At 37.8% G+C, this 22,668-nt stretch carries 17 protein-coding genes and 1 tRNA gene; 16 read left to right on the forward strand and 2 right to left on the reverse strand.

What is annotated here, in order from left to right; all coding sequences use genetic code 11:
• Positions 1 to 30: 30 nt before the first annotated feature.
• The 15 genes from KHA95_RS10030 to KHA95_RS10100 all read left to right on the forward strand — a co-directional run bounded on the left by KHA95_RS10030 (position 31) and on the right by KHA95_RS10100 (position 21,283).
• Complete coding sequence (locus tag KHA95_RS10030; RefSeq protein ID WP_213137354.1) at positions 31 to 1,056, forward strand: ABC transporter ATP-binding protein; 1,026 nt, start codon at positions 31 to 33, stop codon at positions 1,054 to 1,056.
• Entirely contained in the window at positions 1,056 to 2,780 is a 1,725-nt protein-coding gene (locus KHA95_RS10035; protein WP_213137355.1) for an ABC transporter permease, read from the forward strand. Before KHA95_RS10030 ends, KHA95_RS10035 begins: the two co-directional genes overlap by 1 nt.
• Positions 2,781 to 2,845: 65 nt before the next feature.
• Positions 2,846 to 3,700: a glycerophosphodiester phosphodiesterase family protein gene (locus KHA95_RS10040; RefSeq protein WP_213137356.1), complete on the forward strand. Its 855-nt coding sequence runs from the start codon at positions 2,846 to 2,848 to the stop codon at positions 3,698 to 3,700.
• A gap of 243 nt (positions 3,701 to 3,943) precedes the next feature.
• On the forward strand, positions 3,944 to 5,437 hold the full coding sequence (locus tag KHA95_RS10045) for a tetratricopeptide repeat protein (protein WP_213137357.1): 1,494 nt from the start codon (positions 3,944 to 3,946) through the stop codon (positions 5,435 to 5,437).
• A 109-nt stretch (positions 5,438 to 5,546) separates the two neighbouring features.
• The gene (gene trxB / locus KHA95_RS10050) at positions 5,547 to 6,494 is read left to right on the forward strand and encodes a thioredoxin-disulfide reductase (protein WP_213137358.1); all 948 of its coding nucleotides are present in this window, start codon (positions 5,547 to 5,549) and stop codon (positions 6,492 to 6,494) included.
• A 275-nt stretch (positions 6,495 to 6,769) separates the two neighbouring features.
• Positions 6,770 to 8,287, forward strand: a complete 1,518-nt coding sequence (locus tag KHA95_RS10055; protein ID WP_213137359.1) for a response regulator transcription factor — start codon at positions 6,770 to 6,772, stop codon at positions 8,285 to 8,287.
• Between the two features lie 12 nt (positions 8,288 to 8,299).
• A complete protein-coding gene (locus KHA95_RS10060; protein ID WP_213137360.1) occupies positions 8,300 to 10,081 on the forward strand; it encodes a cache domain-containing sensor histidine kinase in 1,782 nt (593 codons plus the stop codon).
• 129 nt (positions 10,082 to 10,210) lie between these two features.
• Positions 10,211 to 11,479, forward strand: a complete 1,269-nt coding sequence (locus KHA95_RS10065) for an ABC transporter substrate-binding protein (protein ID WP_213137361.1) — start codon at positions 10,211 to 10,213, stop codon at positions 11,477 to 11,479.
• Positions 11,480 to 11,565: 86 nt separating this feature from the next.
• A complete protein-coding gene (locus KHA95_RS10070) occupies positions 11,566 to 12,426 on the forward strand; it encodes a carbohydrate ABC transporter permease (RefSeq protein ID WP_213137540.1) in 861 nt (286 codons plus the stop codon).
• Positions 12,423 to 13,247 carry a carbohydrate ABC transporter permease gene (locus KHA95_RS10075; RefSeq protein ID WP_213137362.1) on the forward strand — a complete coding sequence of 275 codons (825 nt, stop codon included), beginning with the start codon at positions 12,423 to 12,425 and terminating at the stop codon, positions 13,245 to 13,247. Before KHA95_RS10070 ends, KHA95_RS10075 begins: the two co-directional genes overlap by 4 nt.
• Positions 13,248 to 13,380: 133 nt before the next feature.
• Complete coding sequence (gene lacZ / locus KHA95_RS10080; protein WP_213137541.1) at positions 13,381 to 16,518, forward strand: beta-galactosidase, LacZ type; 3,138 nt, start codon at positions 13,381 to 13,383, stop codon at positions 16,516 to 16,518.
• Positions 16,519 to 16,670: 152 nt separating this feature from the next.
• Positions 16,671 to 17,564: an RNase adapter RapZ gene (gene rapZ, locus KHA95_RS10085; RefSeq protein ID WP_213137363.1), complete on the forward strand. Its 894-nt coding sequence runs from the start codon at positions 16,671 to 16,673 to the stop codon at positions 17,562 to 17,564.
• A complete protein-coding gene (locus tag KHA95_RS10090) occupies positions 17,561 to 18,544 on the forward strand; it encodes a gluconeogenesis factor YvcK family protein (RefSeq protein WP_213137364.1) in 984 nt (327 codons plus the stop codon). Before rapZ ends, KHA95_RS10090 begins: the two co-directional genes overlap by 4 nt.
• 28 nt (positions 18,545 to 18,572) lie before the next feature.
• Positions 18,573 to 19,541, forward strand: a complete 969-nt coding sequence (gene whiA / locus KHA95_RS10095; protein ID WP_213137542.1) for a DNA-binding protein WhiA — start codon at positions 18,573 to 18,575, stop codon at positions 19,539 to 19,541.
• Positions 19,542 to 19,564: 23 nt separating this feature from the next.
• Positions 19,565 to 21,283 carry an ABC transporter ATP-binding protein gene (locus KHA95_RS10100; RefSeq protein WP_213137365.1) on the forward strand — a complete coding sequence of 573 codons (1,719 nt, stop codon included), beginning with the start codon at positions 19,565 to 19,567 and terminating at the stop codon, positions 21,281 to 21,283.
• Between the two features lie 151 nt (positions 21,284 to 21,434).
• On the opposite strand, the gene clpP is transcribed toward KHA95_RS10100, so the two are convergent.
• Positions 21,435 to 22,034: an ATP-dependent Clp endopeptidase proteolytic subunit ClpP gene (gene clpP, locus KHA95_RS10105; protein WP_213137366.1), complete on the reverse strand. Its 600-nt coding sequence runs from the start codon at positions 22,032 to 22,034 to the stop codon at positions 21,435 to 21,437.
• A 207-nt stretch (positions 22,035 to 22,241) separates the two neighbouring features.
• On the opposite strand from clpP, the gene KHA95_RS10110 reads away from it, so the two are divergent.
• Positions 22,242 to 22,313 (forward strand) — tRNA-Arg (locus KHA95_RS10110).
• 92 nt (positions 22,314 to 22,405) lie between these two features.
• Here KHA95_RS10110 and KHA95_RS10115 read toward each other — a convergent pair.
• A complete protein-coding gene (locus tag KHA95_RS10115) occupies positions 22,406 to 22,552 on the reverse strand; it encodes a hypothetical protein (RefSeq protein WP_213137559.1) in 147 nt (48 codons plus the stop codon).
• Positions 22,553 to 22,668 lie beyond the last annotated feature (116 nt).

Consider the following 22,668-nt stretch of genomic DNA (forward strand, 5'->3'; position numbering starts at 1 on the left):
CAGTCTGTTTTTTTATTAGGAGGCATTATGATGATTCATTTTAACAATATACAAATAAAATATAATGATTTTATCGCCATTCATGATTTAAACCTTGAGATTCGCAAAGGAGAATTTTTTACTTTATTAGGGCCGTCTGGTTGCGGAAAAACGACCACTTTAAGATCGTTGGTTGGATTTGCTCAACCTTCAAAAGGAAGCATTGTTGTAGATGACCAGGATATTACACATGTCCCCATAGAAAAGCGCCAAATTGGGATGGTATTTCAAAGCTATGCATTGTTCCCAACTATGTCTGTTTATGAAAATATTGCATTTGGATTAAAAGTGAAGAAAGAAAGTAAAGAAAATATAGAGAAGAGAGTACAGGAATTAGCTGAAATTGTCGATTTAACTCAAGAACAATTGCATAAGAATGTATCGGAGTTATCGGGTGGACAGCAACAAAGGGTAGCGATTGCAAGGGCGTTAGCATTAAAACCAAAAATATTAGTTTTAGATGAGCCGCTATCTAATCTGGATGCAAAATTGCGTAAACAATTAAGAAAGGAGTTAAAGAAATTACAAAAAGAATTTGGAATTACGTCCATTTATGTCACTCATGACCAAGAAGAAGCGTTAACATTATCTGATCGAATTGCTGTTTTTAATCATGGGTATGTAGAGCAAGTAGGAACACCGGAGGAGATTTATAATCAGTCCAAAACAGAATTTGTTTGTAATTTCATCGGGGATTCCAATCATTTGTCAAAAACAATTATTGAGGAGGTAATTCGTCAAACGGGAGCTGAATTAGATTCAAATTTAAAATCCTATATTCGAACAGAAAAAGTAAAAACGGTTATTTCTAATGATGAAAAGCATCTGGCTAAGTTAAAAGGAAAAGTAATTGGAAAAGAATTTTATGGAACATTTATACAATATAGAGTTCGTGTAATTGACTCAGAAATTATTTATTTTGAAAAAAATGATGGAAGTATAGTTTATCAAAATGGGGATGATTTAACACTTTATATTAATCATAATAATATACTCCAGTATGAGGAGGACAAGTAGTGTTAAAGGTTAAAAATAGTTTTAAGAAAATAAAGGCTGTTAATCCTCTTTATATATTATCATTTGCCGTAGTAATATGGTTCATTATTTCATTTTTAATCATCCCAAATGTAAACATCCTTACTACCACTTTTTTCACAGATAAAGGTTTTTCCTTTGATGCAATTGAAAAAATACTGAATTCTAAAAGAGCAATGAGCAGTTTGAAAAATAGCTTTATTTTAGCTTTCTCTATCGCTATTACTTCAAATATAGTAGGTATATTTTTAGTCTTATGCACGGATTATTTTGCTATTAAAGGTGCAAAGATCTTAAGGCTTGGCTATTCTACAACCTTGGTGTTTGGCGGCATCGTCTTGGCCAATGGTTATTTATTTCTTTATGGGAAAAGCGGGTTTCTTACAAATGTATTGACAAATATTTTTCCTGATTTTAATGAAAGTTGGTTTGTCGGATATCCGGCTGTGCTTTTCATGATGACTTTTGCTTGTACCTCCTTGCATATGATTTTTCTACGAGGAGCAATAAGTAATTTAGATTATCAAACAATTGAAGCGGCAAAAAATATGGGTGCTTCCCAATTTTATATTATTCGCAAGATTATCGTCCCATCCTTACTGCCTGTCTTGTTTACATTAACGATCCTGTTATTCCAAACAGGATTAGGAGCATTATCAGCGCCATTAATGGTTGGCGGAAAGGACTTTCAAACAATTAGTCCGATGATTTTAACTTTTGCGCAGCGACCAAGTTCCAGGGATCTAGCTGCATTGTTATCGATTATTTTAGGGGCTATTCAATTGATTCTTCTCCTGATAATCATGCGTGTAGAGCGAAAAACGAATTATATTACAGGCTCAAAGGTAAAAACAAAACTTAAAAAACAAAAAATTAATAACCCGATCGGGAACGCAATTATGCACATTTTGGCGTGGGGATTATTCGCCATCTATACAATACCAGTCATTTTGATCTTAATTTTTTCATTTACAGACACGTATAGCATAAGTACAGGAACACTTTCATTAAGTAGTTTTACTTTAGATCATTACATTGCTATTTTGACTGATTCGAAGGCGTATCGCCCATTCTTAACGAGTGTTATTTACGCAGGTTTAGCATCCTTTATCGTTGTTGTATCAATGTTATTTATTGCAAGGGTGATTCAAAAATATAGAAATAAACTTACAGCAACCTTGGAATTATCTCTTTATATTCCATGGATTTTACCGGGCTTATTATTTGCGCTTGGATTAATTCTTACATACGATAAGCCGAATTGGTATATGTTCAATTATGTCCTTACAGGAACAACCATCATTATGTTGATTGCCTATATAATTGTAAATATTCCCTTTACGATGAGAGTCATAAAATCAGCATATTTTGCATTTGATGAAAGCTTGGAGGATGCAGCAAAAAACTTGGGAGCGGGTGGTTTATACACATACATTCGTGTCATCCTACCAATCGTACTTCCAGCAGCGCTTGCCGTATTTGCTTTAAACTTTAATGGGCATTTGTCTGATTATGATTTATCGGTATTTTTATATCACCCACTTTACCAACCGTTAGGGGTTGTAATTTTTAACGCAGCGGATGAAACGGCCTCGATTGATGCGAAGGCGATCAGCATGGTCTACTCCGTTATTCTAATGGGGATTAATGCCTTAGTACTTTATCTCGTATATGGAAGAGGTAATAAAATAAACACAGGACTTTAGAAGGCTTACGATAATTTATATTTAATTGATCATAAGAAATGAATAGAAGGCGAGAAGACAGAATGATGAATAAAGAGAAATATGTTGAAATAAACGAAGTATTAAATCAAAAATTAGCAAATGAACCATTTTTAATTGTATCCCATCGCGGAGCTGCGAATGGAAATATCGTTGAAAATACGATCCCATCTACAATCGCTGCCTATCAATCTGGTTCTGACATTGTTGAAATTGATGTCATTAAATCGGTAGATTCTCAATTCTATGTTTTTCACGATGGCAATGAGAAACGTTTATTGAATGAAACGAGAAATATTAAAGAGCTTAGCTCGCACGAAATAGATGCGTTAAACTATTATAATTCAAACTATAAACAGATAAATTATAAGGTAGAGAAATTAGAGGCTGTTTTAAATAAACTTGAAAAAAATCAACTAATTAATATTGACCGTTCATGGGATGACTGGGAGACATTACTTCCATACCTTGACCAATTTCAATTAGAGCAACAAATCCTTTTAAAATCACCAGTGGATAAGGAATATTTAGATGCGTTAGAAGTGCATGAAACAAAATATATGTATTTCCCAATTGTAAAAACTATGGAGGAACTAGAGATTGTGCAAACGTATTCCAACATTAATCTTGTTGGTGTTGAGCTTATTGCTGAAAATCAAAATTCTCCCCTTTTTCAAGACGATTTAATTGAGCAGTTAAGGGAGCAAAACTTATTTGTCTTTGCTAACGCTATTCGCTTAGATGACGAAACAATATTGTTTGGTGAATTAGATGATGATTTATCAATCGTAAAAGGTCCAGAATATGGATGGGGAAAGATTATTGAAAAAGGATGTAATGTTATCCAGACAGACTGGACGAGTTTATTAAATGACTATCGTATGAATCTAAAACAAAAATAAAAGAATATGGAAAAGTGCACCAATCCTACCCTCCTATAGTCCAAATGAATATAGGAGGGTGATTTCGTTTTAGCAGGATCCGTTGATTGCAGCGGAAATCAATATTAAAATAAATCCTCGCATTAAAAGGAAATTTTTATTGCCTTCAAAAGATACTGGTAGTTGTTTTCAAAGCTACAAACTAGCTATTGATTATGGTATACTACAAAAAGTGACAAAGGATGACAGCGACGGAGGAATTCGATGTATAAAAACTCTAAAACTCCATATGAGAGAGCGAAAATTTTTCCGTTTGTACCTACGGGAGAATATTATTTTCATAGAGGAATTAAAGCGTACGACCGCTTTGACATACAAAAGGCTAAAAAATATTTAACAAGGGCATGGGAATTGGAGCCATTCGAACCAATGATTGCTTGTCAATTAGCGCTTGTTTTGACGGAATCAGCTGAATACGTGGAATCGAATAAGCTGCTCTATACAGTGCTTGAAGATCTAGATAAACATATGACGGAATGTCATTATTTTTTAGCGAATAATTTTGCGCATCTTGGATTATTTTCAGAAGCGTATAAGCACGCCCGCCTATACCTTGATTTGGATAAAACAGGGGAATTTTCTGAGGATGTCGAGGATTTGCTTGAAGTGATCGGGATCGAAGAAGATGACAATATTGAAGAATTGGAAGAGCAGGAGGAAATGGCCGCACAGCAAGAAACGGCCCGCATGTTACTTGAGTCAGGAAAATTCGCGAAAGCAATCGAGTTACTTGAAAAAACAATTGAGCATTATCCAGAATTTTGGCCCGCATATAATAATCTTGCGCTGGCTTATTTTTATGAGAGCGAAGCGGAAAAAGCGGCAGATATTTTAGAAAAAATTCTTAATGAAAATCCAGGAAACTTACACGCACTTTGTAATTTAGCCGTGTTTCTTTATTATGAACGACAAGGTGAGGAGCTCGATAAGTTAATGACGGCTCTTGAAAAAGTTCACCCGCTGTTGGTTGAGCATCGTTATAAATTAGGGGCGACATTTGCTTTTACAAAAAGATACGAGCATGCTTATTACTGGCTCCGTCAATTGCAAAAAAATGGCTATGAAGGCGATGAAGGATTTTATTATTGGCTTGCAAAAGCTGCTTATTTTACCGGGCATTTGCAAGTGGCTGATCGTGCTTGGAAAGAGCTAGCATTCATTAATCCTGAAAAGGGTGAAGTGGAGCCATGGTCTGAGGGGGAGCCCAAAAATCATAATGATGGATTCATTTGGAAAATGATGCGAAGCAGTCGAATGGAAGAGAGATTATATAGTATTTTTCTCATCAGTATTTCCGATCGCAAAGAGGAGCTTCTTACGAATGAGCGTTGTAAGTCATTAGACGAATTTACATTAACGGAGAAGCTGTACATCAAACATATCCTTTTGAGCGATGAGCAAGATGTTCCACATCAGGTCGTAGGAAAAAGTCATGAAGTCGCTCTAAAGCTACATGAACGTTTTCAAATGGATGAAAGGCAAGCACGAGACGTTTTACTAACATGGTTTTCCATTTATATTAGTATGATCAAATCGGATGAAGATCTTATTAATGTATTAGCAATTGCAGCAGCAACAGAATATATTTGGTTGCGTGGGAATAATAAACGTAAAACCCAAACAGAATTAGCGAATGATTATGGGCTTTCAGCATCTACGATTAGAAAATACATTCAATTATTGCAAAACCATTCGTAAATGAGCATATATTTGGACGTCTTAGCGCTTGTTTAATACACTATATATAAATAAATGATTGATCGCGGTGTAATTTACACCGCTTTATTTTTAAAGGAGTGTAGCGAGGATGACAGAGGAAAAAATTTATGACGTCATAATCGTTGGTGCAGGGCCAGCGGGAATGACAGCAGCTGTTTATGCATCAAGGGCTAACTTATCCACATTAATGATCGAGCGTGGGATGCCAGGAGGACAAATGGCAAACACTGCAGACGTAGAAAATTATCCTGGATTTGACCATATTTTAGGCCCCGATTTATCGACGAAAATGTTCGAGCATGCGAAAAAATTTGGTGCGGAATATGCATACGGGGATATTCAAGATGTTGTTGATGGGGAACAATATAAAACGATCATCGCTGGGTCTAAGCAATATAAAGCACGCGCCCTTATTATTACAACAGGTGCGGAATATCGTAAAATCGGTATCCCTGGTGAAGATGAATTAACCGGACGGGGCGTTTCTTACTGTGCTGTTTGTGACGGAGCCTTCTTTAAACAAAAAGAACTCGTTGTCATCGGCGGCGGAGATTCAGCAGTCGAAGAAGGCGTATTCTTAACGAGATTTGCTGATAAAGTAACGATTGTTCATAGAAGAGATGAATTGCGCGCGCAAAAAATTCTTCAAGATCGTGCATTTGCAAATGAGAAAGTGAATTTCATTTGGAGCCATAATGTAAAACGAATAAACGAGAAGGACGGCAAAGTTGGTTCGGTTACACTTGTCTCTACGAAGACCGGTGAAGAACAGGAATTTGCGGCTGACGGTGTCTTCGTTTATATCGGAATGGATCCATTAACAGCGCCATTTACAAAGCTTGGCATTACAAATGAAGATGGATATATTGTGACGAATGATAATATGGAAACGACTGTACCAGGTATTTTTGCTGCTGGTGATGTTCGTGACAAATTATTAAGGCAGATTGCGACCGCAACAGGTGATGGAAGCATTGCCGCACAAAGTGCGCAAATATACATTGAGAACTTAAAGGATCAATTGCAAAAAGCATAAGTCCGATTGCTTTTTCAGGGGCACAGATTACTTGAAAATCCTGAAACTTTGCTACTCCATGCTGCCCCTGATCCATAAAGAAAAAACGTAATCATGACTTAATCTGATTGTAACAGTGTTGAAATGAAAATCAGGTACATTATATATATGAGATATTGACCCCCTTTTTTATACAATATCCCTTTCTTAGAGCACAGGCAGAGCCTGTGCTATTTTTTGTTCCCGAAAACGAAGATGATATAATCGTATTGAAGGGAAAAGAGGAGGTGATGCTGGTGAAAGAAAGATACAAAGTGCTCATTGTCGATGATGAAGCTCTAATTAGGCAAGGAATTAAACATTATGTAAACTGGGAGCAAGAAGGGTTTCAAATTGTTGGCGAAGCTGCGAATGGGCAGGAAGCAATGGAAATCATTCAACAAACAGAGCCTAATATCGTCTTGACGGACATCGTTATGCCAGTTATCGATGGGGAAGAATTAACAAAAATGATCAAAAAAGATTACCCGCATATTCAGGTTATAATACTAAGCAGTTTTAGTGATTTTGACTATGTTCGATCGACTTTTCAAAGTGGTGTTTCAGACTATATACTTAAACCGAAATTAGACGGTGAAGAGCTTTTGGCAGCATTGAAAAGGGCAACGCTCTCCCTCCCAAGTATAGATTTTACAAAGCAGATTATAGAGGAGCCTGCAACGATTGATCAGTTCATTGAGAACATTATGTCGGGCTATTTATTTGAATATGATGATTCGTTCGTAAGAGCAGCCTTTCCAGAAGAGTATTTTAGCTTGCTTCATATCGAAAGTGATAATCATAACGAGCTTAACTTTGTTCAAGTAAAAGGGACATTGGAGAGCATTCCATTTATCCATCCTGTTCCAGTTATTCAAAATTCATTTGCAGTTACGTTTCTTACGCATTTCCATCCGTATAATCATTCGGTCATTAGCCAAAAGTTAAAGGAGGCTGCGCGAGAACTAAATCAGTATCGTTGGACACTGGGTGAACCGTTTCAGGATTTGAAAGAAATAAAACAAAATTACGAAGAACGTTTATTACCATTAAAGGGATTACGTTTTTATCTGCCAGAAAAGATGGTACTCTTCTATAATGAAACGCCCAAGCGTACTTCTGAAAAGTTGTTTGATTTGAATCGTTTTATCGATGTATTTAAATCTGAACAATTTAATAAAGCCTTTAATTATTTAAAAGAGCACGTAAATGAGGTCGTTCATCATTATTGGAAAGATGAAAATGAATTTAAAGCGTTTCTAGGTAATATTGTATTTAATGTAACCGTCCTTTTAGGAAATCTCCAGTATGATAATAAACAGTTGGATGAAGAAAAGTATCAGTATTTTACCGAAATAAATGAGGCGAACACAGCGATGGAAGCAGTCGAGCTGCTTGATGTCTTTTTACATAAAGTAAATGAAGTGATCGAAAAGAAGGAAAATGATCCACTGCAGTCTAATATACAAAAGCTATTGAACTATATCGATACTCATTATGCGGAGCCTTTAACACTGACAGATTTGGCCAATCATTTTCATTTTAACCCAACGTATTTGTCTACTTATTTTAGTGCAAATTATCGGATTGGGCTAAATGAATACATCAATGAAATTCGAATAACAAAGGCAAAAGAGCTATTGGAAAAGCAGAATATATCCATTTCTAAAATCAGTGGGATGGTTGGTTATTCAGATCATAGCTATTTTTGCAAAGTCTTTAAGAAGCGGGCAGGAATGTCACCGAGCAATTATCGAAAAAGTAGCATCACATAGGGAATGAAAGACATGAAAAATCGATTGGCACAGCTTAGGAAAAACAGTTTAGTTATTAAAATATTTGTTGTTATGGTTGTAAGTATTATTACTGTTTCGCTACTCATCACAATCAATACAATCCGGATGTCAGAAAAATTATTTGTAGAAACATTTAGTATTATGAACCATAAAGTGATCGATCAAATCGAAAGAAATCTAGAAACATTTAGTCATTCCGTTGCTACTGTTTCGAATAAGGTGCAGCAAAGTAACGCAATTAAACAATTTTTAACGGAAGAAGAGTCAGATCCGCTTGCCTTAGCGAAGGCTTACTATGAGATTAATCAACAAATGGAAAACATTTCTTCAACGATCAACTTATATCCGGTGAACATTGTTATTACGGGTGAAAATAACCGCAGTTTTTCAACCCATCATCATTATTGGCCAATCTCCGCTGAGGATCTTAGGAACCATTCGATTACAGCTAGGGCGTATAAGCAGCCACAGCGATTATTATATCAATCGGTAGTTGAACCAGATCGGCCGATGATCGTGGCGACAAAGTCATTAGAAGATCAATCAAAAGCATATGGGATGTTGTATATTGCCATTCGTGAAACAGATTTTAAACAAATGTATATGAATTTTACAAATGAAGAAAACCATGTGATCGTTGTCGATCCATCGGGTACCATCGTCTCAAGCAATCAAAATCAATTAATTGGTGCGACAGATAAGAACTTAAATACTATCTTGCGGGCAACTGAAGACGACACCGCCGATTATGAAGACGTTGAATTATTTGGCAAGAAATATATGCTAATTTCTACTTATTTACCAACGTTTGATTTGTATTTTATCAATTTAATAGATAAAAAATTATTAATGAATGGCCTGATTAATAAAGAGGCGATCGTTCTTATTAGTCTCGTCATTGTACTCCTTGCCTTATTTACTATTTTTTTCATAACGAGGAAGATGACAAAATCATTAACGAGGCTTGTCCAACAAATCTCTAATTTAGCAAAGCATAATTTTGGTCAATATGTCACTGTCAGTGGTAGCTATGAAACGAGAGAATTAGCAAGTACATTTAATGGAATGCTCGATGAACTTCAGGATTATGTAGAAAAGTTGGTCGAAACGGAAAAAAAGCAAAGAAATGCCGAGTTAGCCGCACTTCAGCAGCAAATTAATCCACATTTCTTATATAATACATTAGCATCGATAAAAATATTAGTTCAGCAAGGTGAAAAGGAAAAATCAGCTGAGACGATTCACGCCCTCATCTCATTATTACAACATACGATCGGTGAAATAAGTGAAACGATTACCGTTGCAGAAGAATTGGAAAACATGAAAAGCTATGTGTATATTAACCAAGTCCGTTATGGCGAGCGAATAAAAGTGAATTATTTCATTGCACCTGATTGTTTGCATTATTATGTACCAAAATTAATGATCCAGCCATTTATCGAGAATGCATTTTTCCATGCGTTTAATAAAAAGCAGGATGGGCATATCCATATTCTTATCGCTCGAGAAGGGACAACCCTTGTATGCGAAGTTGTCGATAATGGAGATGGGATGATCGTCGAAGGCAACCGCCCGACAAAGCGAAGAACGAAGCGAAAATTATTCAGTGGTATTGGTGTTCGCAATGTCGATGAGCGGATCGGTTTATTGTACGGAGAACAATATGGTGTAGACATTTCCAGTCAGATCGGGGAAGGCACGAAAGTGAAAATCACATTGCCGCTCATCGAGGAATCTGAAAATAATACAAAAAACGAAAGAAATGACAAATGAAACAGCTTTCATTTCCTAGATCCAAAATATATTGCAAGAAAAACCTAAAGATCGTTCTAACGGTCTTTTTTTTGTCGTGATAAAATTTATTTAACGTAAACGTTTACAACGAACAGGGAGGATTTAAATGTGAAAAGGCTACTTATTTTATTATTAACGAGCATATTGCTCTTAGCAGCTTGTTCTTCGAAAAATAACGAGGAAGGGCAAGAAAATACGGATGAAATGACTGCATGGGCATGGGATCCGAAATTTAATATCGCCGCTCTCAAGCTTGCTGAGGAAATGTATGATGGTGAAGAGTTCAAATTAAACATTATTGAAAATGCGCAGACAGACATTGTTCAAAAGCTAAATACTGGCCTGAGCTCCGGAACAATGAAAGGGATGCCAAATATCGTCATGATTGAGGATTATCGCGCACAAAGCTTTTTACAAGCTTACCCAGATGCCTTTTATGAGCTGACGGATTATTTTCAAGTAGATGATTTTGCGAAATATAAAATTGCCTCAACAAGCTTTGAAGGTAAGCAATATGGTTTGCCATTTGATACAGGTGTTGCAGGCTTATACATCCGCACCGATTATTTAGAAGAAGCTGGCTATCAATTGGATGATGTAACGAATATTGATTGGGACCAATTGATTGAGGTTGGAAAGGTGCTGAAAGAAAAAACGGGGAAAGATTTGATCACGCTCGATCCCAATGATTTAGGGACGATTCGGATGATGATTCAAACAGCGGGATCTTGGTATTTAAAAGAAGATGGAGTCACACCTGATCTTGAAGGAAACGAGGCGCTAAAAGAGGCTTTCCGTATATATAAATCACTTTTAGATGCAAAAATTGTGAAAGTAACTTCGGACTGGAGCCAAATGGTTGGAGCATTAAATAGTGGAGAAGTGGCTGCACAGACACTAGGGAATTGGATTACACCAAGTATTAAGGCGGAACAGTCACAGGCTGGAAATTGGGCGGTTGTCCCTCTGCCAAAATTATCAGTAGCTGGAGCAGTCAATGCTTCAAACCTTGGTGGGAGTTCGCTTTATGTGCTTAATATACCAGGGAAGGAAAAGGCAGCTGAATTTTTAGGAAAAACCTTCGGTTCAAATATTGATTTTTATCAGAAACTTGTTACGGAAGTCGGCGCGCTTGGAACGTATATTCCAGCAATCGATAGTGAGGCTTACAAAAGTAAGGATGCGTTTTTTGGAGATCAACAAGTAATCGAGGATTTTTCTAAATGGATGGATGAAATTATCGCTGTCAATTACGGAATGCATACGTATGCGATTGAGGACATTATCGTTGCAGAGATGCAAAATTATTTGAATGGTAAAGACATTGATGAAGTAATGAAAAGTGCACAAAAACAAGCAGAGGCACAATTAAAATAAGTGTTTGTTTTGGGGCCTTGGACAAGCTTGATCACAATGTGCCAAGGCCTTGTTTTCGTAAGGAGGACAGCAAAGTGAGTCATCGAATGAGAAGCAATGTGGTTGGGTGGTCATTTGTATTATTGGCCACAATCATGATTACAATCTTTTATTTTTATCCAATGGCACAGGCATTGATTTTATCATTTCAGTCGGGGATGGGAAATAATTTAACGTTCGTCGGTCTTGATAATTATATTCGCTTATTTAGCGATCCGACGTTTATTGCCGCTATTAAAAATACATTTATTTATTTGATTATCCAGGTGCCAATGATGATCATATTGGCTCTAATTATTTCCGTCTTATTAAATGACAAAACATTGAAGTTTAAAGGTTTATTCAGGACGGCGATTTTTTTGCCGGCGGTAACGTCACTTGTAGCCTACTCGGTCATTTTTAAATATTTATTTGCAACCGACGGGATTATCAATCAGTTTTTGCTGAAATTTTCTATTATACCAGAAGCAATTCAATGGTTAACCGATCCGTTTTGGGCGAAAGTAACAATTATTTTAGCGATTACATGGAGATGGACCGGATATAATATGATCTTTTATTTATCAGCACTCCAAAATGTCGATGAATCGATTTATGAAGCGGCAAAAATAGATGGAGCAAATGCTTTTCAAGTATTTACGAAAATCACGATACCGGTCTTAAAGCCAATTATTTTATTTACCTCGATTACATCGACGATTGGGACATTACAAATATTCGATGAGATTATGAATATTACAAAAGGCGGACCTGGCAATGCGACAACGTCCATTTCCCAGTATATTTACAATCTTTCTTTTAAATATACCCCGGACTTTGGTTATGCGGCGGCTGTTTCCTTCATCATCGTTATTTTAATTGTCATTTTCACAGTCATCCAGTTTAAAGTAGCAGGTGATAAAAAATGAAAAATGTAAGAAGAACGCTCGTCTATTTATTTTTAAGTGTCATTGCGCTCATATCCATCTTCCCATTTTTATGGATGGTGACGAGTATGACGAATCAATCGATTGACGTAACGAAAGGGCGCTTACTCCCTGGTAGTCATCTGATCGAAAACATCAACAATTTATTTCAAAGCGCTGATATGGTCGGCGCATTAACGAATTCTGCTTTAATTTCGTTTTCAACGACCATTCTTTCATTATTTATTGCCTCATTAGCAGGCTATGGCTTTGAAATTTATCACAGCAAGAAGAAAGATATCGTTTTTAACATTTTATTACTATCGATGATGATTCCGTTTGCTGCACTCATGGTTCCGCTTTATCGGATGTTTGGGGGAATTTCGCAAACAATGCCATTGATTGGAATTGATACGTTAGCCGCTGTCGTTCTACCGACGATGACGACCGCATTTTTAATCTTTTTCTTTCGACAAAACACAAAGATGTTTGCAAAAGAATTAGTAGAAGCAGGAAGAATTGATGGATTAAGCGAATTAGGAATCTTCGTAAGGATTTATATGCCAACAATGAAAACAGCTTATGCGGCTGGAGCAATTATTACGTTTATGAATAGCTGGAACAATTATTTATGGCCGCTAGTCGTGCTGCAATCGCCGGAAAAGCAAACCATCCCGTTGCTCGTATCGAATTTAGGTGCTAGTTATTCACCTGACTTTGGCGTAATTATGACGGCGATCGTCATCGCAACATTGCCGACTGCACTTGTATTTTTCCTTATGCAAAGACATTTTGTTGCTGGGATGATGGGATCGGTGAAATAAGGCTGTTAAACTCGAATGTTGATTCGCAATGGAAGCCGTTGATTGCAGCGGAAAGCGTACGCTTTAAGCGGAGATCAATAGGATTCTATACTATGGCCAAATAAAAAAAGAGTAATAGGGAGAGGAATGGATGATGTTGAAACAATTGAAGAAATTTGTTTATACACCGCCAGAAAACGGCTACCCGGAGTGGAATAATAATCCTGAAATTTTCCAATTAAATCGGCATGAGGCACATGCAACATTAATGCCATACGAAACGATTGCCGAAGCAATAAAAGGAGATCGCTACGCTTCAACATATTACCAATCGTTAAACGGTCAATGGAAATTTTCATTTTCGGAAAATCCAGAAGGTCGAAATAGAGATTTCTATAAAAAGGGCTTTGACTTTAGTAACTGGGATGAGATTGAAGTCCCTTCGCATTGGCAGCTACAAGGCTATGATTACCCGCAATATACAAATAAAAGATATCCGTGGGAGGATACCGAGGAGCTTGAACCGCCTTTCGCACCAACAAAGTACAATCCAGTCGGGCAATATATACAAACGTTTACAGTGCCGCAGGAATGGGATGGTTTGCCATTATATATTAGTTTCCAAGGTGTAGAATCCGCATTTTACCTGTGGGTAAATGGTGAGCTTATTGGGTATAGTGAAGATACTTTTACACCAGCGGAATTTGATTTGACCCCTTACATCGTCGCTGGCGAAAATAAGCTTGCTGTTGAGGTGTATCGCTGGAGTGACGCAAGCTGGCTAGAGGACCAAGATTTCTGGCGGTTAAGTGGAATTTTCCGTGATGTATATTTATATGCAACACCATCGGTTCATATCGAAGACTTCTTCGTGAAAACGGCATTAGATGATGAGTATTGTGATGCCCAATTAAAAATTGATGCAAAAATTACGAACTATTATGAGCAAGAATATGGAGAAATTACATTTGAGGCAATGCTATATGATCGCAATGAGCAAACTGTTTTCGATCAGCCAATCGTGATGCCTGTCATGATTTCCAAGAAAAACAAACAGGAATTAAGCGTCGCTGGATTTGTAGAAAATCCATTGAAATGGAGTGCTGAACATCCAAATTTATATACGCTTGTCCTCGTATTAAAAGATGAAAACGGGCAATTAATCGAAACGATTAGCACAAAAGTCGGCTTTCGGAAGTTTGAATCAAAAGATGGGCTAATGAAAATCAATGGTGAGCGTATCGTTTTCAAAGGAGTCAATCGTCATGAGTTTTCAGCAGATAAAGGCCGAGCGATTGATTATGAAGATATGGTTCATGATGTGAAGCTAATGAAGCAGCATAATATGAATGCGGTCCGTACGTCCCATTATCCGAATCATCCTTTATTTTATGAATTATGTGATGAGTTTGGTCTATACGTCATTAATGAAAACAATCTTGAAACACATGGGACATGGTATTATGGGCAGAAAGAGCTTGAAGAAAGAACGGTTCCCGGCAGTAAACCTGAATGGACGGAAAATGTATTAGATCGTTGTAATTCGATGTTCCAACGTGATAAAAACCACCCATCGATTGTGATTTGGTCGCTAGGCAATGAATCATTTGGCGGCGATAACTTCCTGAAAATGTACGAATTTTTTAAAGAACATGATCCATCCCGTTTAGTTCATTATGAAGGTGTATTCCATTATCGACCTTCAGAAGCAGCATCAGATATGGAAAGCACGATGTATGTTCCACCGAAGCTTGTTGAGGAATATGCCCTTAATGCAGCAATATCGGATAAACCGGTAAAACCTTATATCATTTGTGAATTCAGTCATGCAATGGGGAATTCGTGTGGGAATTTTTATAAGTATACGGAGTTGTTCGATAAATATCCGATTTTGCAAGGTGGGTTTATTTGGGACTGGCGTGATCAGGCGATTCGGACAAAGACAGAAGATGGCCTCGAATTTTTAGCGTATGGCGGCGACTTTGGCGAGTCCCCACATGATGGAAACTTTTCAGGCGATGGGCTGATTTTTGCAGATGGTACCGTTTCACCGAAAATATACGAAGTGAAAAAATGCTATCAAAATATTGAATGGATAAATATAGACATAGAAAATGGCAAGGTAGAAGTTTTCAATAAGCATCTATTTACAAATTTGTCTGACTTTGAGTGCCGCTGGATGGTTCATGAGGATGGAAAAGAGATTCAAGCTGGCATCATGGAGATCGATGTCGAGCCCCATTCAACGGCAACATTATCATTAGATTACGATATGAATAAATTAAACACGGCCGAAGGGGAATTGATTCTTACAATCAGCCTGCATCTAAAAGATGGGACATTATGGGCTGATGCTGGGCATGAAATTGCTTTTGAACAATTTATTGTTCGTGAACGAAAGTTTTCCGAAAAGGGCAATGATCAGATGGAATCTGTTCAAGTAAGTAAAGAATCTGGAAAATTAGTCGTTAGTGGTAAAGATTTTTCAATTGGTTTTAATGAGCAAACAGGTGATTTAGATTCGTATGTTTTTGCAGGGAATGAGTTCATTAATTCGCCAATTGTTCCAAATTATTGGCGAGCGATGACAGATAATGATCGAGGCAGCGGGCTCGATGAACGCAGTGCAACATGGAGAGAGGCAGGAGCAAACAGACAGTTACAAGCTTTCGAAATGGAAACAACGGATACACATGTCTATGTTTCTGTGAAATATCTGTTACCGACAACCGAAGATTCTTACTGCGATATTCATTATGCGATCCAACTTGATGGGGAAGTCTTCGTAAACTATCAATTAAGACCAGGTGAACAATTACCGGAAATACCGGAAGTCGGGCTATTATTTACGCTCGACCAACAATATAACCGTCTCGAATGGTATGGAAAAGGACCACATGAAAATTATATTGATAAGCAAAAGGGCGCAAAAATCGGCCATTATGCTGGAACGGTAGAAGATCAATATGTTCCTTATTTAAAACCGCAAGAATGCGGAAATAAAATTGATGTTAGATGGATAAGCGTAACCAACAAAGAAGGAATCGGTGTGAAGATTTCCGGCCTGCCAACAATTGAAACGAATGTCCTTCCATACACTCCGTGGGAGCTTGAAGAAGCGAGTCATCGTTATAAACTTCCAAACAGCGCGCGCACCGTCGTTCGTATCAATCATCAACAAATGGGTGTTGGCGGTGACGATAGCTGGGGACAAAAAACACATCCAGAATATACGCTTTACGCAGACAAAACATATCAATATTCATTTACACTTACTCCATATAAAAAGTAAAATAATAATACAACTCGCTTCATGCGGGTTGTATTATTTTTGTGTTCGATTCATAAGGTGAAAAAAGGAAGCACTGTCTAAATAGATATAGAAATAGTATAATAGAAAAATGAGTATGATGAACTGAAAAATTCGTTAAAGGGGTAGACGTGATGAATACAGGGATGACAGAGGAAGTACAATTAGTAATTATTACGGGAATGTCCGGAGCAGGTAAAACGGTCGCTGTACACAGCTTCGAAGATCTGGGCTTTTTTTGTGTAGATAATTTGCCCCCAGCACTCATGCCAAAATTTCTTGAACTGATGAAGGATTCAAATAATAAAATGAATAAGGTTGCACTCGTGATGGATTTACGAGGAAGGGAATTTTTCGATACGCTTTTGCGTGTCGTTGACGAGCTTTCTGAATCGACATGGGTAACTCCACAAATTTTATTTCTTGATGCCGATGATGCGGCACTCGTTCGTAGATATAAAGAAACACGACGTTCTCATCCGCTTGCTCCTCTTGGCTTGCCACTTGAAGGCATTACCCAAGAGCGAAAATTATTGGATGAATTAAAAGGTCGCGCACAGCTTATTTATAATACGTCAAATATGAAACCGAAAGAATTGCGGGAAAAAATCCTCGTTGAATTTTCAGCGAATAAACAAGCGATCTTTACGCTTAATGTAATGTCATTCGGTTTTAAGCATGGCATTCCTATTGATGCGGATCTTGTTTTTGATGTCCGCTTCTTGCCAAACCCTCATTATATTGATCATATGAGACCAAAAACAGGGCTTGAGGATGAAGTTGCGAATTACGTAATGAAATGGAATGATACACAAAAGTTTCTGGAAAAGACAATCGACTTATTAACGTTTATGTTGCCTCATTATAAACGGGAAGGAAAAAGCCAGCTCGTCGTCGCAATTGGTTGTACAGGTGGTCAACATCGTTCCGTTGCACTTTCCGAATATCTCGGGAAGTATTATGAAAAAGATTATCCGGTGCGCGTGACACATCGAGACATACAGAAAAGAAAGGAATTGGCCAGATGAAAAATCAAACGAAGCCAAAAATCGTCGTCATTGGAGGTGGCACAGGCTTATCTGTCTTGTTGCGCGGTTTGAAAAAATTCCCCGTCGATCTAACTGCCATTGTAACGGTTGCGGATGACGGGGGAAGCTCTGGAAGATTGCGAGATGAAATGGAAATCCCACCACCTGGTGACGTTCGAAATGTATTGGCTGCCCTATCGGATGTAGAACCGCTCGTCGAAGAAATGTTTCAGCATCGCTTTAACACATCCAACGAGCTTTCTGGACATTCGCTCGGAAATTTAATTATTGCCGCATTAACATCGATTACAGGTGACTTTGTTCACGCCGTTCAGGAAATGAGCAGGGTGTTAAATGTACGGGGAAAGGTTCTACCAGCTGCGAATCAAAGTGTTGTTTTGCACGCAGAAATGGAAGATGGAACGATTGTCTCAGGCGAGTCGAAAATTCCTGAAGCAGGGAAAAAGATCAAACGGGTGTTTCTAACCCCTGAAATCATCCAACCGCTTCAAGAAACTATTAGAGCGATTCGTGAAGCCGACTTAATTGTGATTGGCCCGGGCAGTCTCTATACAAGTATTTTACCTAATTTGCTCGTCCCTAGTTTAGGGGAAGAAGTGTGCCGAGCAAAAGCGAAGAAAGTATACATCTGCAATTTAATGACGCAAGCAGGAGAAACATTAGGGTTTACGGCAAGTGATCATTTAGAAGCTTTATATCGCCATATGAAACGGCCTTTTATCGATGTGATGCTCGTAAACAACGAGGAAGTGCCGCTTGAATTTAGAAATCGTTATAAAGAAGAGTGTGCACAACCTGTCATGTTCGATGTTGATCGATTAGTAGCCCTCGGTATGAAAGTGATCTACGATCAAATCATTAGTTTTGACCAAGGCTTAATTCGTCATGATACAGAAAAAGTTGCACATATTCTTTATTCGCTATTGGGTGGAGGAAATGATCAAATTGCCCAAAGTTAAAATGAAACAGAAGTCAGGAGGTGGAAAAATGTCGTTTGCCTCTGAAACAAAAAAGGAGCTCACTTCACTTGAAGTGAAGGATTGTTGTGCAAACGCCGAACTTTCAGCTCTCATTCGCATGAATGGTTCCTTGTCTTTTTCCAATCGAATTCTTGTAGTTAATGTACAAACAGAAAATGCGGCAATTGCTCGAAGAATTTATGTGTTGCTCAAGCATTTATATGACGCCCATGTCGAGTTGCTCGTACGTAAAAAAATGCGATTGAAGAAAAACAATGTGTATATTGTGAGACTAAAAAAGGATGCTGAGAAAATTTTGCGCGATTTGTCGATTCTTGGTGAAGGAATCACATTCATTCATGATATCGCCAAGCCGCTCATTACTAAAAAATGCTGCAAACGCTCCTATTTGCGTGGCGCGTTTCTTGCCGGTGGTTCTGTTAATAACCCGGAAACTTCATCGTACCATATGGAAGTATTCTCGCTTTATAAGGAGCATAATGATTCATTATGTGAGTTGATGAATCATTTCCAATTAAATAGTAAAACATTGGAGCGAAAAAATGGCTTCATTACGTATTTAAAAGAGGCAGAGAAAATTACCGAATTTTTAAGCATCATCGGGGCTCACAATGCATTGCTTCGTTTCGAAGATGTAAGAATTGTTCGCGATATGCGAAATTCGGTGAATCGACTTGTTAACTGCGAAACAGCGAATTTAAATAAAACCATTGGAGCATCGCTGCGCCAAGTTGAAAATATACGCTTTATTGAAGCAACCGTTGGCCTTGATATACTTCCAGATAAACTGCGGGAAATTGCTAATTTGCGTGTCGAACATCAGGACGTAACGTTGAAAGAATTAGGGGAGATGCTTGCGAGCGGCCCAATTAGCAAATCGGGGATTAATCACCGTTTGCGCAAGATTGATGAAATAGCGGAAAAACTTCGATCTGGAGATGCTTCTTCGATTTCTACAAAAAAGAAAAAAGATTAGACACATATCGAAGGAGAATGGGAATGTTAAAACAATTTTTTTCATATTACCGACCACATCGACGGCTTTTTATTATTGACTTTACAAGTGCCGTGATCGTTGCGATCTTGGAACTTGCCTTTCCAGTCGCTGTTCAGTGGTTTATTGATAAACTTTTGCCGCAAGGAGATTGGAATACAATTGTGACGGTTGGTGTTTTATTGCTGCTCGTTTATTTGCTTAGCACAGTCCTCCAGTTTATCGTTAGTTATTTAGGACATAAGCTCGGTATCAATATTGAAACAGATATGCGTGAAGAGTTATTTACGCATGTTCAACGCCAATCGTTTCGCTTTTTCGATAATACGAAAACGGGGCATGTGATGAGTCGGATCACGAATGATCTATTTGATATTGGTGAGCTTGCCCATCACGGACCAGAAGATTTTTTCATTGCGATTATGACTTTTATCGGTGCGTTTACGATCATGTTTAACATTAATCCACAGCTGGCAATTATTGCAATTATTATGGTGCCATTTCTCATTTGGCTCGTTACATTTTGCAATGTGAAGATGAATGATGCGTGGAAAAACATGTACGGAAAAATTGCCGATGTCAATGCTCGTGTTGAGGATAGTGTCGCAGGTGCACGCGTTGTCCAGTCTTTTACAAATGAAGCGTTTGAAATTGCTCGCTTTAAAAAGGATAATGGCCGTTTTCGCTTAGCAAAGCTTGTCGCTTATAAAGTAATGGCTGGGACGCATTCGAGCATTTATATGATGACACGAATCGTCACGCTAATTATTCTTGTTGTCGGTGCTTGGTTTAGCTTTAATGGGAAGCTTACATATGGAGAGCTCGTTAGCTTTGTTTTATATGTAAATGTGCTAATAAAGCCGGTAGATAAAATCAGTGCGTTGCTTGAGCTGTATCCAAAAGGAATGGCTGGCTTTAAACGTTTCCGCGAATTAATCGATCAGGAACCTGAGATTCAGGATCGTGAGAATGCGGAGGATGTGAAGCATCTGTTCGGTGATATTACGTTTGATGATGTGCATTTTCAATATGATGAACATCAGTCTGTATTAAAAGGGATTGATCTAAAGATTCAAGCTGGAGAAACAGTTGCTTTCGTTGGCCCGTCAGGTGCAGGTAAAACAACGATCAGCTCATTAATCCCACGTTTTTATGATGTAAATGAAGGAGCAATAACGATCGATGGGATAGATATTCGCGATATGACGAAGCATTCTCTCCGATCACAAATTGGAATTGTTCAACAAGATGTATTTTTATTTACAGGAACCATTTGGGAAAATATTGCCTATGGTAAAAGGGATGCAACCGAAGAAGAAATTTATGAAGCGGCACGCAAAGCCCATTTGGAGCAATTTATCGCTTCATTACCAGATGGCTATGAAACTCAAATTGGTGAACGAGGACTAAAATTATCAGGGGGACAAAAACAGCGTCTTGCGATTGCGCGTATGTTTTTAAAAAATCCACCAATCTTAATTTTAGATGAAGCAACATCAGCATTGGATACTGAAACAGAGAAAATTATTCAAACTGCTTTAAATGAGCTGGCTGAAAATCGAACAACCCTTGTCATTGCGCACCGATTAGCAACAATTCGCGATGCGGATCGAGTGGTTGTCGTTACAGAAGACGGAATTGCCGAGGAAGGAACATACACCGAGCTCGTCAAGCGAAATGGAATTTTCGCCAAGCTACACAACATTCAATTTCAGGAAGTATGACTCCGGCCGGCGGCCTGTAAATTCCTGTTAGTGGCTTGTAAATCTTGCTAAGTGGCTTGTAAAACCTCATTAACAGATTACAAATCCCTTTAACAGCTTTTTAAATTAAAAAATGGGTGATGAAACATTACTTTCATCACCCATTCCTGTTTTATTTTTTCTCGATTGCTTCGTTGCGGCTAATAATATGGTCGATTAGGCCATATTCTTTTGCTTTTTCGGCAGTCATGAAATTATCACGGTCTGTATCGCGCTCAATGATTTCAAACGGCTGTCCAGTACGCTCAGATAAAATTTTATTCAGCTTTTCACGCAAGAATAAAATTCGTTTTGCTGCAATTTCGATTTCAGTTGCTTGACCTTGTGCACCACCTAGTGGTTGATGGATCATCACTTCACTATTTGGCAATGCATAACGTTTTCCTTTTGTACCAGCCGCTAGTAGGAAAGATCCCATTGATGCAGCCATTCCGATGCAAATCGTTTGGATGTCTGGCTTAATGAATTGCATCGTATCATAAATTGCCATTCCAGCTGTAATACTTCCGCCAGGGCTATTAATATAAATAGAGATATCTTTTTCTGGATTTTCTGCCTCTAGAAAAAGTAATTGGGCAACGATCGAGTTCGCTACATTATCATCGATCGCGCTTCCAAGCATAATAATCCGATCTTTAAGTAGTCTGGAATAAATATCATATGCTCGTTCCCCGCGGTTTGTTTGTTCAATAACTGTTGGAATTAAATTCATACAAATTTCTCCTCCTTTTTTCAATACCTTTATTGAAAGCTACACGTGATGTGTAACTTCATCATACAATGATGGTCAGTAAAGGTCAAACGATTGAATTTAAATCTTTATCTATACATATTGACCATCTCATTCTATTTTAAACGAAATAGTGCTTGCAATGATAAATTATTTCACTTATAATCATTAATCGTACGGTAAAAATTTGCCCTCGTGGTGTAACGGATAACACGTAAGATTCCGGTTCTTGAGATTCGGGTTCGATTCCTGACGAGGGCGTCTAGTAAAAGAGGTTTCTATGAAAATTCATAGAAACCTCTTTTTTATAAAAATTATTTTGTAAATAGATAACTTTCCTATATTAAATGAAATTAATCATTATCATGGCGCGCTTTTCCGCTCTTACTTCCAATTAACTGATAAACCTCTTTATCATGATTTTCCGTGGTGGCTTCTCCGCCTTTTCGTCCAGCTTCCTCAAGGGGCATTCTTTCGCGCTTATTATTATTGTCTGCCATTTGAATCGGTCCTTTCAGAAATACGTTTTTTAATAGCTACACTAGGCATATTACCTTTTGGCAATTGAATAAACGGAATTAAACAAGCTGTAATAAATGTGGAGGATCTAATCGTA

The sequence above is a fragment of the Bacillus sp. FJAT-50079 genome (assembly GCF_018343515.1).
Classification (GTDB): Bacteria; Bacillota; Bacilli; order Bacillales; family Bacillaceae_C; genus Lederbergia.

What these genes read in the sequence shown, in the direction of transcription:
- KHA95_RS10030 (WP_213137354.1), top strand. Translation starts at nt 31, where the DNA reads ATGATTCATTTTAACAATATACAAATAAAATATAATGATTTTATCGCC.
- KHA95_RS10040 (WP_213137356.1), top strand. Translation starts at nt 2,846, where the DNA reads ATGAATAAAGAGAAATATGTTGAAATAAACGAAGTATTAAATCAAAAA.
- KHA95_RS10045 (WP_213137357.1), top strand. Translation starts at nt 3,944, where the DNA reads ATGTATAAAAACTCTAAAACTCCATATGAGAGAGCGAAAATTTTTCCG.
- trxB (WP_213137358.1), top strand. Translation starts at nt 5,547, where the DNA reads ATGACAGAGGAAAAAATTTATGACGTCATAATCGTTGGTGCAGGGCCA.
- KHA95_RS10060 (WP_213137360.1), top strand. Translation starts at nt 8,300, where the DNA reads ATGAAAAATCGATTGGCACAGCTTAGGAAAAACAGTTTAGTTATTAAA.
- KHA95_RS10070 (WP_213137540.1), top strand. Translation starts at nt 11,566, where the DNA reads ATGAGAAGCAATGTGGTTGGGTGGTCATTTGTATTATTGGCCACAATC.
- KHA95_RS10075 (WP_213137362.1), top strand. Translation starts at nt 12,423, where the DNA reads ATGAAAAATGTAAGAAGAACGCTCGTCTATTTATTTTTAAGTGTCATT.
- lacZ (WP_213137541.1), top strand. Translation starts at nt 13,381, where the DNA reads ATGTTGAAACAATTGAAGAAATTTGTTTATACACCGCCAGAAAACGGC.
- rapZ (WP_213137363.1), top strand. Translation starts at nt 16,671, where the DNA reads ATGAATACAGGGATGACAGAGGAAGTACAATTAGTAATTATTACGGGA.
- KHA95_RS10090 (WP_213137364.1), top strand. Translation starts at nt 17,561, where the DNA reads ATGAAAAATCAAACGAAGCCAAAAATCGTCGTCATTGGAGGTGGCACA.
- whiA (WP_213137542.1), top strand. Translation starts at nt 18,573, where the DNA reads ATGTCGTTTGCCTCTGAAACAAAAAAGGAGCTCACTTCACTTGAAGTG.
- KHA95_RS10100 (WP_213137365.1), top strand. Translation starts at nt 19,565, where the DNA reads ATGTTAAAACAATTTTTTTCATATTACCGACCACATCGACGGCTTTTT.
- clpP (WP_213137366.1), bottom strand. Translation starts at nt 22,034, where the DNA reads ATGAATTTAATTCCAACAGTTATTGAACAAACAAACCGCGGGGAACGA.
- KHA95_RS10115 (WP_213137559.1), bottom strand. Translation starts at nt 22,552, where the DNA reads ATGGCAGACAATAATAATAAGCGCGAAAGAATGCCCCTTGAGGAAGCT.